Genomic DNA, 12,651 nt, shown 5'->3' on the forward strand with positions numbered 1-12,651 from the left:
CTATGAAAAAACAGAAACTTGTCATCGTTGGCAACGGCATGGCGCCGGGGCGGATGCTCGAATACCTGTTTGAGAAAGACAGGCACGCCTACGACATCACAATCTTCAACGCTGAACCGCGGGTGAATTACAATCGTCTCATGCTGTCGCCTGTCCTGTCCGGTGAAAGGACCTATGAAGACATCATCACTCACGGTGACGACTGGTATGCCGAACATGGTGTGACACTGCACAAGTCCGCAAAAGTCTCCGAAATCGATCGTGCGGCAAAAACGGTGACGTCCGAGACGGGTGTCATGGCATCCTACGACAGGCTGGTCATTGCCACAGGGTCCAATCCGTTCATCATTCCGCTGCCTGGCAACGATCTGGATGGAGTGCTGACATACCGGGATCTTGATGACGTCGGAAAGATGCTTGATGCCGCAAAACGCGGCGGGCGGGCAATCGTCATCGGTGGCGGGTTGCTTGGTCTGGAAGCGGCGGCCGGTCTCAAGATGCAGGGCATGGAAGTCACGGTTCTGCACCTGATGCCGACACTGATGGAGCGACAGCTGGACCCGGCCGCCGGATATCTCCTGCAGGAGGAATTCGAGCGGCGCGGAATTGAAGTCCGTACCAAGGCCAACAGTCACGAGATCGTCGATGACGGCACGGGCAAGGTGAAGGGTATACGCCTGGATGACGGCACCCAAATCGAGGCGAGTGTTGTTGTCATGGCTGTCGGCATCCGCCCTTCGACAGAGCTTGCAAAGGCGATCTCTCTTGACGTCGGACGCGGCATTCTGGTCGGTGACGACATGCGCACCAGCGATGCGGATATCTTCGCCCTCGGCGAGTGTGTGGAACACCGTGGCATCTGCTACGGGCTTGTTGCGCCGCTTTACGAGATGGCGGAAGTCATCGCAGATAACCTGTTGAACGGGACTTCCGAATACACCGGATCCGTAACGGCAACCAAACTCAAGGTTACGGGTGTCGACCTTTACTCCGCAGGAGATTTCTCGGAAGGGGAGGACCGCGAGGAAATCGTGCTGCGTGACGCGGCGGCCGGGGTCTACAAGCGGCTTGTGCTGAAGGACAACCGGATTGTCGGTGCCGTCCTTTACGGTGAAACTTCCGACGGACCGTGGTTCTTCGATCTCCTGAAAAAACGGTCAGATGTTGCCGAAATGCGGGACACCCTGATCTTCGGCCAGGCGTATCAGGGGGGCACCCCCCTGGACCCTACGGCGGCCGTTGCAGCCTTGCCGGATGATGCGGAAATCTGCGGCTGCAACGGCGTTTGCAAGGGAAAGATCGTCAATGCGATTTCGGAAAAGGGCCTGACGTCCCTCGACGATGTCAGGGCTCACACCAAGGCGTCAGCTTCTTGCGGGTCCTGTACCGGTCTGGTTGAGCAACTGATGCAGGTCACGCTCGGAGATGCCTACAATCCGGCTGCCGTGACTCCGATGTGTGGCTGTACCCATCTGGGACACAGCGATGTCCGCCGACTGATCAAATCCAGGGAACTGAAGACCATTCCCTCGGTCATGCAGGAACTTGAGTGGACATCGTCAGGTGGTTGCGCAAAATGTCGCCCGGCGCTGAACTACTATCTCGTCAGCGACTGGCCAGACGAATATGCCGACGACTACCAGTCCCGGTACATCAACGAGCGCGTCCACGCAAACATCCAGAAAGACGGCACCTATTCGGTCGTGCCGCGTATGTGGGGAGGCATGACATCCTCCACCGAATTGCGCGCAATTGCCGATGTTGTCGACAAATTCAATATTCCAGCGGTCAAGTGCACCGGGGGACAGCGGATCGACATGCTCGGCATCAGCAAGGAAGACCTTCCCGCTGTCTGGGCGGATCTCGGCAAGGCAGGGTTTGTTTCGGGTCAGGCCTATGCCAAGGGGCTGAGAACGGTGAAAACCTGTGTCGGGTCCGACTGGTGCCGGTTCGGCACCCAGGATTCCACCGGGCTTGGAATCCGGATCGAAAAATTCATGTGGGGCTCCTGGACGCCGGCGAAATTGAAATTGGCGGTTTCCGGCTGTCCGCGGAATTGTGCTGAAGCAACCTGCAAGGACATTGGCGTTATTTGCGTCGACAGCGGTTACGAGATCCATTTCGCCGGCGCCGCCGGTCTCGACATCAAGGGCACGGAAGTCCTTGGTCTCGTCAAGACGGAAGACGAGGCGCTCGAGCACATCGTGGCGCTGACCCAGATGTACCGGGAACAGGGACACTATCTCGAGCGGATCTACAAATGGGCCCGACGCGTCGGATCTGACGAGATCCGTACCCGGATCATGGAGGATGCCGACCAGCGCAAGCTCTATTTTGACCGGTTCGTTTTCAGTCAGAAGTTCGCCCAGGTCGATCCGTGGTCGGAGCGTGTTTCCGGCAAGGACAAGCATGAATTCAGGCCGATGGCGGTTCTGCAGGCGGAGGCGGCCGAATGAACGCGGAAACGAGAAGTTGGGTTGCCATTGGAGATTTGATGGACATTCCCCGCGAGGGTGCCCGGGTCGTCAAAACCGCTACAGGCTGTATCGCGGTTTTCCGGACCGTTGATGACGAGGTCTATGCGCTTGACGATCGATGCCCGCACAAGGGCGGGCCGCTAAGCCAGGGGATCGTACACGGGACGTCCGTGACCTGCCCGCTGCACAACTGGGTTTTTGATCTGTCAACAGGTCTTGCAAAAGGCGCGGACGAGGGGAGCGCAAGGACGACGGCGGCTCGTATCGAAAACGGCAAGGTTCTGCTTGCCGCCGATGATCTCGCACGGCGGACCGGATGACCGGCAAATCAGGTGATCTCGGCCGCCTGAATAACAAGGCGCCCGGGTCTGGGGAGGAAGTTAACGGAGGGGCAGGCGTGAACGCCCGAACAATCAACAAGACGGTCAGGACGACATGCCCATATTGCGGTGTCGGTTGTGGTGTTCTGGCCACGCCGCAGGCCGACGGAACTGTTGCGATCGCCGGGGATGAGACTCATCCGGCAAATTTCGGCAGACTGTGCTCGAAGGGGGCGGCTCTCGGAGAGACGCTTTCCGTTGAGGACCGGCTGCTGCATCCTGAAATTGATGGTGAAAGAGCAGATTGGGACAAGGCGCTCGATCGCGTGGCGCAAGAATTTTCAGAAGCCGTTCGGCAACATGGTCCTGACAGTGTTGCTTTTTATGTTTCCGGCCAGATTCTGACTGAAGACTATTACGTTGCCAACAAGCTGATGAAAGGCTTCATCGGCTCCGGCAATATCGACACAAATTCAAGGCTCTGCATGGCGTCTTCGGTCGCTGGTCACCGCCGTGCGTTCGGTTCCGACACCGTGCCTGGAACCTATGAAGATCTGGAAACATGCGATCTGCTGGTGCTGACCGGCTCCAATCTTGCCTGGTGTCATCCAGTTCTCTTTCAGCGGATCGAGGCTGCAAAGGCGCAAAATCCACAGATGCGGATAGTTGTTATCGATCCTAGGGAGACTGCAACCTGTGCGCTTGCCGATCTGCATCTGGCATTGAAACCTGATACCGATGTTGCACTCTTCAATGGCCTCCTGGCGTTCCTGGCAGAAACCGATGCGCTCGACCGCGCCTATATTGCCGCACATACGCGCGGTTTCGACGAGGCGCTTGCAGCATCGGGGCCTTGCGAGATCAACCGTATTTCACGAGAAACGGGGCTGGCACCGAGGGATCTCGCAACATTTTATACGATGGTCGCGCGTACCGAAAAAACCGTCACCGTCTACAGTCAGGGTGTCAATCAATCCGTTACGGGTACGGACAAGGTCAATGCGATTATCAACACGCATCTGGCAACCGGACGGATCGGCAGGCCCGGTATGGGCCCGTTTTCGGTAACAGGTCAGCCGAATGCCATGGGTGGGCGCGAGGTTGGCGGTCTTGCCAACACGCTGGCAGCGCACTTGAGTATCGAGAATCCGGATCATCGCGCGCTTGTCCAGGAATTCTGGCAGAGCCCGTCAATTGCAGAAAAGTCGGGCCTGAAGGCCGTTGATCTCTTCCGTGCGGTCCGCGCGGGCAAGATCAAGGCGCTCTGGATCATGGCCACCAATCCGGTCGACAGTCTGCCAGATGCCGACGGTGTGGCAGACGCATTGAAAAAGTGTCCCTTCGTTGTCGTCTCCGATGTGACACGTGCCACCGATACGGCTGCCTATGCGGATGTTCTGTTGCCTGCAGCTGCCTGGGGCGAAAAAAACGGGACGGTTACCAATTCTGAACGCAGGATATCCCGCCAGCGAGCCTTTCTGGAGCGGCCAGGGGAGGTCAGGCCGGACTGGTGGCAGGTAACCGAGGTGGCACGGCGCATGGGCTTTGCGCAGGCGTTCGACTATGACGGACCGGCTTCCGTGTTTCGCGAACATGCCGCGCTTTCCGGCTATGGTAACAACGGGCTGCGAGCCTTCGACATAAGCGCTCTCAAGCACGTGTCATGTGCAGAATTTGACCGCCTCAATCCACTGCAGTGGCCTCAATCGCAGGACAGGACTCAACAAGAGCAAACGCGTTTTTTTGCCGGCGGCGGGTTCTTCACGCAGGACCGAAAGGCTGTTCTGGTTCCCGTCAGGACAACGGAACCGCGCAAGCAGGGGCGGCAATATCCTTTCGTACTCAATACGGGCCGGATACGTGATCAGTGGCACACGATGACGCGGACGGGCAAGAGCCCGCGTCTTTCAGCACACATCGCAGAGCCTTATGCAGAGCTCCACCCGGTAGACGCAAAGAAGTTAGGTCTCTCGGCTGCGGATCTCGTTGAAGTCAAAAGTCCTTTTGGAACCGTCATGCTGCGCGCGCAGGTCACGGAACGCGCTCAACCGGGCTCGATCTTCGTGCCGATGCATTGGACCGATCAGGTGAGCTCACAGGGCAGGGTCGACGCGGTTGTGGCACCAGAAACTGACCCGGTTTCCGGTCAGCCGGGTTCCAAATTAACACCAGTCGCTCTTCGTAGGCTCGTCTTTGACTGGTACGGTTTCGCAATCCTGAGGAAGAAGCCGGAAAAGCTTGAAGCCGATTACTGGTCGGTGGCTCCGACCTCTGGAGGTTGGCGAGTCGAAATGGCCGGCTCGGCCGCGCAGGACCCGGCTCTGCTTGCAAGAAGGCATCTGGGCGGTGATGCAAAACTGGCAAGGTTTGAAGATCGGTGTGCAGGATTGTTGAGAGTTGCCGGATGGAACGACACCGGACTTGCCGGTGCGTTTTTCATTGCGGGTGAACCTGTCGCCGTTTCCCGGCAATGGGCTTGTTCTCTTTTGACCGATCCATTTCTTTCCGCAGCTGATCGCCTGAAGGTTCTGGCAGCCGGGCCGTCGGCGGACATGCCCGATAAGGGGGCGATCATTTGCTCCTGTTTCCAGGTCGGGAACAAAGACATCGAGACGGCAATGGCGGAAGGCGCCGTCACGGTGCAGGCGATCGGGTCCCGTCTGAAGGCCGGCACCAATTGTGGTTCCTGCCGATCCGAAATCCAGTCCATCCTCGATGCGCATGGCAAGGAGGACGTTCATGAGACCGACATCGCGCAAGCCGGCTGATGCAACGGGCAAACGGAGGCCTGCCCGCGTCGGCGAGCTGGCATGTCTGCCGCTGTTCTTTCCGCTGAAGGGTCGAAAGGTCGTGATTGCAGGCGGGACGGATGCAGCCGCGTGGAAGGCGGAACTTCTGGCCGCCGCAGGTGCAAATGTGCAAATCTATGCGGAGCGTCCCGGGACCTGTCTTGAAGCATTGCTCGAACAGGGTAGTCCGGGGGGAACACTCAGCTACCATCCCCATTCGTGGACCCCGCAGTGTTTCTCCGGTGCCGCTCTTGCCGTTGCCGACGCGGCAAGCATCGGGGAGGCAAAGGCTTTCCAGTGCGCCGCCAAGGCGGAAGGCGTTCCGGTCAACGTGATCGACAATCCGCAATTTTGCGAGTTTCAGTTCGGCTCGATCGTCAACCGTTCTCCGGTCGTCATCGGAATTTCGACCAACGGTGCGGCTCCGATCCTCGGACAGGCAATCCGCCGGCGAATCGAAACCCTGCTGCCTCACTGCCTCAAGGACTGGGCAGCTCTTGCCTGGCGTGTTCGGTCCACGGTCCTTGAGACGCTTTCATCGGGTTCACAAAGGCGCAGCTTCTGGGAAAGCTTCACGGATCTGGCATTTTCTGGTCGGTCGGTACTGGAAGCGGCAGAGGCTGGTGGCTTGGAACCGCTTCTGGTCGAAGCCAAAAGTGCCGCTTCAGGCAAGGTTACATTTGTCGGAGGGGCGCATGGCGACGCAGAAGACCTGACACTGAAGGCGGTGCGCGCACTTCAGTCTGCCGACGTGATCCTGTTCGACGAACGGATCGATGACAGTGTTCTGGAACTTGCGCGCCGCGAAGCCACACGTGTTCCGGTCGAATTGCGGAGTGGCAGGGAAATCTGCCGCCAAGAAGGTAGCGCCGACATGATGATCTCTTTGGCAAAACAGGGCAGGCATGTGGTGAGACTGAAAACCGGGGACCCGGTGAACGACAGCCATGCCGGCAAAGAGTTTAGGCGACTGGCAGTTGAGGGCATTCCGGTGACAATTGTTCCCGGCATTGCGTCCACGTGCGCAATGGTTATGGACAGGTGTTTGACGCAACCCCTGCAACCAGGTGCAATCGGTCTCTCCTGCGATACGGCAGCGGCACAACTGCACGCTGTTACTGGTTATGTGCCCAGGCACGGAAAAGGCAATACAAACTGAATTCAATCAGGTTTGGTAACCGGCCAGTCTCATGACTTCCAGGCGGTGCAGTAAGGACAAGGGACATACCGTCTCGTTTCCTTAGGTGCTGAAATCAGTGATCTTCAGAGGCCAGGAAGCCAAAGCGCGATTTGCGGAAACAGGACCAGCAAAGCGACGAGCAGGAGCGAGCAGCCGATAAAAGGGAACGCCGACGTGTAGATTGTGCGCATCGTTGTTCCCGGTGGCGCAACACCTTTCATGACAAACAGCAGCAACCCGAACGGCGGGGTGGTGAAGCTGATTTCCAACGCAAGCAGCATGATGAGCCCGAACCAAACAGGGTCGTAGCCGAGGCTCAAGGCAAGTGGAAAGAATATCGGAACGGTCAGGAGCATCATGGAAATCTGCTCCATGAACATGCCCAGCAACAGCAGGACCGCAAACATCACCATCAACATCGCGAGTGGCGCAAGATCGAAGGAAATTGCCCAGTTGACGAGCCCGCGCGAGGCTCCCGAGAAGGCCAGCAGCTGGCTGAAAGTCGCTGATCCGAACACGATCAGGTAGGCCATCAAGGTGACCTTGAGTGCACCGGTCACGGACTTGCGCATTGCCTCCCACGTCAGGCAGCGAAACGCCGCTGCCAGCACCAGGACACCGAGCGCACCGAAGGCTGCCGCCTCTGAGGGCGTCACGAAACCGGTGATCATGAGGATGATGATGACAACCATCACGCCTACCATCGGGACCACTTCACGCAGGAGCAACGTGATCTTGCTCAAAAAAGACAAGGGTTCTACGTCGTAGGCCGGCGCCGCGGAGGCGTCCAGTCTGGTCTGGAGCCAGATGGTGCCGATGTAAAATGCAGCCAGGATCAGGCCCGGCAAGACGCCGGCGATGAGAAGGGCACCGACATCGATCTGCGCCAGGGTGGCAAGCAGAACCGCAAGCGCCGAGGGTGGGATGATGATTGCGAGGCCGCCGGTTCCAAGAATGGGACCGATGCTCATGTGTGATTTGTAGCCGCGCTGGCTCATCTCGGGAACCATCAATGATCCGAGCAAGGCCGTGGAACCCATGGATGACCCTGACAGGGTGGAAAAGGCAGTTCCACCCAGAACAGTGACGTAGCTTAATCTTCCCGACAGCCTGCCGAGCAGCTTGTCGATCGCATTGAACATGCGGCCACCCAGGCCTGTGTGAAAAAAGATTTCACCCATCAGCAGAAACAGCGGGATGGGAACAAGCGCGAATTTGGTCAATGACCCCAGGCCATTGTTCAGAAGCTGGCCAATGCCACGCTCGCCGCCCATGAACACCCAGGCACCGATGATATTGGCAGCGAGAAAGGCCAGTGCCACCGGCATACCCATTGCCATGAGAAAGACGATGACACCCAGAAGCAGGGCGAGCGCTTCATACCACTCCATTATTCGTGGATCCCCGCATCACCGGTATGCATCAGGTCGGAGCCGACGACGAAGCGCATGAATTCCACCGCCATGAGGCCGAAACTGAGGGGGAACGTGATCGTCAGAAGCCAGCGGGGGTAGTAGTAGGCGCGGGTGTCGTAGTCGCCCCGTTCAATGTTTTTCAGGAACAACTCCAGCCCCTTCCACGCGAGGATGACGCACACGAGAACGCAGGTAAACGCGACCAGCCGGCTGACGACGCGCCGGGAACCTTCCGGCAACGCTGATGTGACCAGTTCTATATGAACATGACCCTTTTCCCTCACGAGCCAGGGTGCGCCGAGCATTGTCATGTAGAGCAGCCCGTATTCGGATGACGTGAACAGCCAGGCAAAAGGTTGCAGGCCAAGGTTCCGCATCAGAACCGATACCACCACGGAAACCATCAGCCAGACCAGCGTGGCCCCGGCGATCACCGCCATGGCATCAATCAGCGAGCTGTAGATCCTGGAGACAAAAGTCATTCGAAAGCCTCGGGGTGCGACAGATCAGGCCCGCCAAGTTGGCGGGCCAGTCATGCATTCAATTTGCGGCGTTCAAATCGTAGAACAACTCAATCAGCTTGTCGTAATTGTCCGTTCCACCTGGTTGATCCGCCATCAGGCCTTTCATCCGCTCCCAGGTTTTTTCACGTGCGGCCGCCAGGTAGTTGGCTTTTGCGTCACCTTCCAGCGAGACTACTGTCATGCCGGCTGCGTCAAGCGCGGCAAAATCCTCGTCCCGCTTGGCTCTCAGTGCCGCGACGCTGTCCTTTTCATGCTGGATCGCAACATCCTGCAGAATTTTCTTGGACTCGTCGGACAGCGAATTCCACTTTTCAAGGTTGATGATCACGCCCAGATCGGTCGAAAAGAAACATGGCTCGATACGGTAGTTCAGGAACTCGTTCCATTTCAGGTCGATTAGCCCGATTTGCGTCCAGCCGGTCGCGTCGACGACCCCGCGTTGCAGCGCGGAATAGACTTCACCCGTCGGCAAGTCGATAACCTGTGCGCCGAGATAGTTGGTGAAAAATGCGTTGTAGACGTTGTTGCCGCGCAGTTTCAGGCCTTCGACTTCGAGATTGCCGCTCTCGTCGAAGGTCGGCGCGTTGCGGGTCCAGAGATTGTAGCAAACGCCGCTGTCGAACCAGCCGAGATACTTCAACCCCATCTTTTCCTGGTGGATCTGGTCGATAAGTTCAATGCCGCCATTTTCGCGGGTTTCGACGGCCGTCAGGTTTGAGGCGACCATTGCGTCTTTTTCCGGCAAAGCGCCGCCGTAGAAGGAACCTGGAGTGTAGACCATGTCGACGATGCCGTCCCGGACCGCATCTGGTTGCTGGAACATGCCAATCGCCTCGGGCCCACCACGCACCTCGATTTGCACAACTCCCTTACCGGCCTCGTTCACCTTGTCCACGAAGGAAAGGAAGCTCTTGGTGTAGATGAGAGTTTCCGGGAAAGCATGCACCGCGGTAACCGTGTCTTCCGCCTGCGCGGACACATTGAACAGTGTCGATCCGGCCATGAGGCCAGCCAGTAAAATCCTCTTCATAGTCTCACTCCACTTTACAGGGTGGCTTTTGCCTTATCCCTCTGGTTCTCAGGCTGTAACCCTGATGCTGTTTGCTCTTGCGGTTTCAAGAGCCTCACACGTCCGCCGCCGGCCGGGACCAGGGCGCTGTCTGTTTCAGTTTTGTCTTGTGGTTTTCAATGTCCACCAGGTGCTGCATCGTCAGATCGATGTCGTCCCAGCCATTGATTAGTTTCTTCCGCCAGCTCGGATCGAGCGCGAACGGGACCTGAACGTTGCCTATGCTGAACTGTCCACGGTCCAGCGCGATCATCGAAAGTTCAGCACCATCTCCCAAACACCGGATCAGGAGGTTGAAGTCGTCATCGGACACGCGTGCGGGCAAAAGACCGTTGTTGACTGCGTTGCCTGCAAATATGTCGCCGAAGCTTGGAGCGAATACGGCCTTTATGCCTGCATCAACCAATGCATAAACGGCTGCCTCGCGCGACGAGCCGCTGCCGAAATTGCGCCCGGCGATCAGAATGCTGGCGTGCCTGTGACGGTTCAGCGGGAAATGCGGATGATCCTCGCCGCTGGCGTCTTTGCGCAGATCGTGAAGCAGGAACCGGGCGTAGCCTTGACCGCGCGGTGTCGACATGAAGCGAGACGGAATCAACTGGTCCGTATCAACGTTGTGCAACGGAAATGCGATCGCGTGGCCATCATGTCTGCTCCAGCCCGGCATCACACCCTCCCTCCCTTGAGGAGTGGCCGAACGTCGGTAATTGTTCCGGTAACAGCGGCCGCGGCAACCATCGCCGGTGACATCAGATGTGTCAGCGCGCCTGGCCCCTGTCGGCCGCGGAAATTACGGTTCGTCGAGGATGCACAGCGCTTCCCGGGACCAACGACGTCTCCGTTCATGCCGACGCACATCGAACAGCCTGCGGCTGCCCATTCCAGTCCGGCTTCAATGAATATCCGGTCGAGGCCTTCCTGTTCGGCCTGGGCCTTGACCTGCGCCGATCCTGGCGAAACCAGACCGGGAACCTTGGCGTTTCGATCAATGAGCACTGCAGCAGCACTGCGCAGGTCTTCAATCCGGCCATTCGTGCAGGAGCCGAGAAACACCTGATCAACAGGTGTTCCTTCTATCGGGTCGCCTGCGGAAAGATGCATGTAGTTCAGCGAGTCACGAACCGCTTCCGCTTCGCCATTTGCAAAAGTGTTTGGATCGGGAATCGTGGACGTGACCGGAATAGCCTGTTCGGGGCTCGTACCCCAAGTGACAGTTGGCGCGATTTTATCTGCGTCAATATGAATGTCCCGGTCGAATTCAGCTTCTGCATCCGTGTGCAAATGCTCCCACGCTTTTCGCGCCTCATCCCAGGCCTCGTTCCGGGGGGCGTGCGGGCGCCCCTCGAGATACAAAAATGTTGTTTCATCCGGCGCAATCAGGCCGAAGCGCGCACCACCTTCGATCGAAAGGTTGCAAAGTGTCATGCGGCCTTCCATCGAAAGTTCACGGACGGCGCTGCCGGCATATTCGATCGCGTGGCCCTGCGCGCCGTCCGCCCCAAGTCCGGCGATCCAGTTCAGCGCGATATCCTTGGCACTGACACCTGGACCAAGTTTTCCGTCGATGTGCATACGCATGGCTTTAGGCTTCTTCTGCCAGATCGTTTGCGTGGCCAGTACGTGGGCGACTTCGGTAGCGCCGATGCCGAAGGCGAGGGCTCCGAAGGCACCATGGGTGGATGTATGGCTGTCACCGCAATTGATCAGCAGGCCGGGAAGCGTCAACCCTTGTTCAGGTCCGACAACGTGGACAATTCCCTGTCCGGGATCGTCCAGATCGAAAAGACGCAAGTCGTGTTTCATCGCATTGTTGCGCAGGTTTTCGACCATGTAGCTGATCTGCGGGGCCGCAATCTGTGCAAGGCGTCGGGTCGGCGCATAGTGATCGACCACAGCAAAGGTCAATTCGGGTTCGGCAACAGGCAGGCCGCGTGATTCAATCCTGGCGAAGGCATGATGCGACCCTTCGTGCACCAGGTGGCGATCGACCCACAACAGGGACGACCCGTCTGCGCGCACCACGATTTCATGTGCAGACCAGAGCTTGTCCAGAAGTGTGCGCGGCACCGTCATGCAGTCTCACCAGGTGGTTTGCCGATGGCGGGTTCCCAGTGCCGCAAACTGCCGTCGCCCACTCGCGTGAGCGGCATGTCAAGCCGGAACATATCTGGCCGGTAAAGCCCCGACAGATATTCCACGCCATTGTCATTGACGTCTCGCACAACGCGTCGCAGGGACAGCAACGCAGAGCCAACGGCAATGCCAAGGGCTTCGGCGACATCCGGTCCTGCCAGAGTCGCTGAAACCGACTGATGTGCATCCTTTATCTGAACACCGCTGAGTTCCAGGAGCTTGAAAAGGGGTGTTGTTGCGAGATCGTTTTCAGAATAGTTCGCGGCAATGGCTGCTGGAACATAGGTCGTCAGGTGGGAAAAAGGTATTCCGTCGGTACTGCGCACGCGGGTCGCAATCTGTACCTGTTCCTTCGGCGCGAGCCTCAAGGCACTTGCGGCGAATTCGGGTGCTGCTCCGTAAGAAAATGAGAGGAGACGAGCCGTTGTGGATTGACCCATTTCGACAAGTTGCGGCATCAGGGTTGCCAGGTTCATCGCCATTGGCTTTCCTGGCTGGCCTGACGTTCGGACTGTTGTTCCGCTTCCGGCACGTCTCACCACGAGGCCTGCTGCAGCCAGAGCGTCCAGTGCTCGGCGGACTGTCACCCTGGATACTCCGAACAACTCAGCCAGTTTCTGTTCAGGAGGCAGGTTTTCACCGTCTTCCAGCCGCCCGTCTGCAATCTGGTCGCGCAGCGAGAGATAGACCTGGCGCGCCTTGGCTCCTTCCGGAAGCAGCGATTTTGCAGGCTTGTTCACGCCG

General features: G+C 58.1%; 10 protein-coding genes. 4 read left to right on the plus strand and 6 right to left on the minus strand.

What is annotated here, in order from left to right:
* Positions 1 to 2: 2 nt before the first annotated feature.
* From nirB to ACO6TI_RS19710, 4 genes are all read left to right on the plus strand, one after another.
* Positions 3 to 2,456 (plus strand): nitrite reductase large subunit NirB, encoded by a 2,454-nt coding sequence (nirB, locus tag ACO6TI_RS19695; protein ID WP_422383151.1) that lies wholly within the window; start codon positions 3 to 5, stop codon positions 2,454 to 2,456.
* Positions 2,453 to 2,797: a nitrite reductase small subunit NirD gene (gene nirD / locus ACO6TI_RS19700; protein ID WP_422383152.1), complete on the plus strand. Its 345-nt coding sequence runs from the start codon at positions 2,453 to 2,455 to the stop codon at positions 2,795 to 2,797. Before nirB ends, nirD begins: the two co-directional genes overlap by 4 nt.
* A gap of 77 nt (positions 2,798 to 2,874) precedes the next feature.
* Entirely contained in the window at positions 2,875 to 5,565 is a 2,691-nt protein-coding gene (locus tag ACO6TI_RS19705; protein ID WP_422383153.1) for a molybdopterin-dependent oxidoreductase, read from the plus strand.
* Complete coding sequence (locus tag ACO6TI_RS19710; protein WP_422383154.1) at positions 5,537 to 6,745, plus strand: siroheme synthase; 1,209 nt, start codon at positions 5,537 to 5,539, stop codon at positions 6,743 to 6,745. The genes ACO6TI_RS19705 and ACO6TI_RS19710 overlap by 29 nt, the downstream gene beginning before the upstream one ends.
* 104 nt (positions 6,746 to 6,849) lie before the next feature.
* Here the strand turns inward: ACO6TI_RS19710 and ACO6TI_RS19715 are convergent, their stop codons facing one another.
* The 6 genes from ACO6TI_RS19715 to ACO6TI_RS19740 all read right to left on the minus strand — a co-directional run bounded on the left by ACO6TI_RS19715 (position 6,850) and on the right by ACO6TI_RS19740 (position 12,647).
* Positions 6,850 to 8,157, minus strand: a complete 1,308-nt coding sequence (locus ACO6TI_RS19715; RefSeq protein WP_422383155.1) for a TRAP transporter large permease — start codon at positions 8,155 to 8,157, stop codon at positions 6,850 to 6,852.
* A complete protein-coding gene (locus ACO6TI_RS19720) occupies positions 8,157 to 8,663 on the minus strand; it encodes a TRAP transporter small permease subunit (protein WP_104701579.1) in 507 nt (168 codons plus the stop codon). Before ACO6TI_RS19720 ends, ACO6TI_RS19715 begins: the two co-directional genes overlap by 1 nt.
* Before the next feature lie 58 nt (positions 8,664 to 8,721).
* A complete protein-coding gene (gene dctP, locus ACO6TI_RS19725) occupies positions 8,722 to 9,735 on the minus strand; it encodes a TRAP transporter substrate-binding protein DctP (protein WP_196892477.1) in 1,014 nt (337 codons plus the stop codon).
* Positions 9,736 to 9,829: 94 nt separating this feature from the next.
* Complete coding sequence (gene leuD, locus ACO6TI_RS19730; protein ID WP_055121230.1) at positions 9,830 to 10,441, minus strand: 3-isopropylmalate dehydratase small subunit; 612 nt, start codon at positions 10,439 to 10,441, stop codon at positions 9,830 to 9,832.
* A complete protein-coding gene (gene leuC / locus ACO6TI_RS19735) occupies positions 10,441 to 11,847 on the minus strand; it encodes a 3-isopropylmalate dehydratase large subunit (RefSeq protein WP_422383156.1) in 1,407 nt (468 codons plus the stop codon). Before leuC ends, leuD begins: the two co-directional genes overlap by 1 nt.
* Positions 11,844 to 12,647 carry a GntR family transcriptional regulator gene (locus ACO6TI_RS19740; RefSeq protein WP_422383157.1) on the minus strand — a complete coding sequence of 268 codons (804 nt, stop codon included), beginning with the start codon at positions 12,645 to 12,647 and terminating at the stop codon, positions 11,844 to 11,846. Before ACO6TI_RS19740 ends, leuC begins: the two co-directional genes overlap by 4 nt.
* Positions 12,648 to 12,651 lie beyond the last annotated feature (4 nt).

It is taken from the genome of Roseibium album (assembly GCF_965233825.1).
Taxonomy (GTDB): domain Bacteria; phylum Pseudomonadota; class Alphaproteobacteria; order Rhizobiales; family Stappiaceae; genus Roseibium; species Roseibium album.

Coding starts and splice junctions, on each gene's coding strand:
- nirB (WP_422383151.1), top strand. CDS start 3: ATGAAAAAACAGAAACTTGTCATCGTTGGCAACGGCATGGCGCCGGGG.
- nirD (WP_422383152.1), top strand. CDS start 2,453: ATGAACGCGGAAACGAGAAGTTGGGTTGCCATTGGAGATTTGATGGAC.
- ACO6TI_RS19710 (WP_422383154.1), top strand. CDS start 5,537: ATGAGACCGACATCGCGCAAGCCGGCTGATGCAACGGGCAAACGGAGG.
- ACO6TI_RS19715 (WP_422383155.1), bottom strand. CDS start 8,157: ATGGAGTGGTATGAAGCGCTCGCCCTGCTTCTGGGTGTCATCGTCTTT.
- ACO6TI_RS19720 (WP_104701579.1), bottom strand. CDS start 8,663: ATGACTTTTGTCTCCAGGATCTACAGCTCGCTGATTGATGCCATGGCG.
- dctP (WP_196892477.1), bottom strand. CDS start 9,735: ATGAAGAGGATTTTACTGGCTGGCCTCATGGCCGGATCGACACTGTTC.
- leuD (WP_055121230.1), bottom strand. CDS start 10,441: ATGCCGGGCTGGAGCAGACATGATGGCCACGCGATCGCATTTCCGTTG.
- leuC (WP_422383156.1), bottom strand. CDS start 11,847: ATGACGGTGCCGCGCACACTTCTGGACAAGCTCTGGTCTGCACATGAA.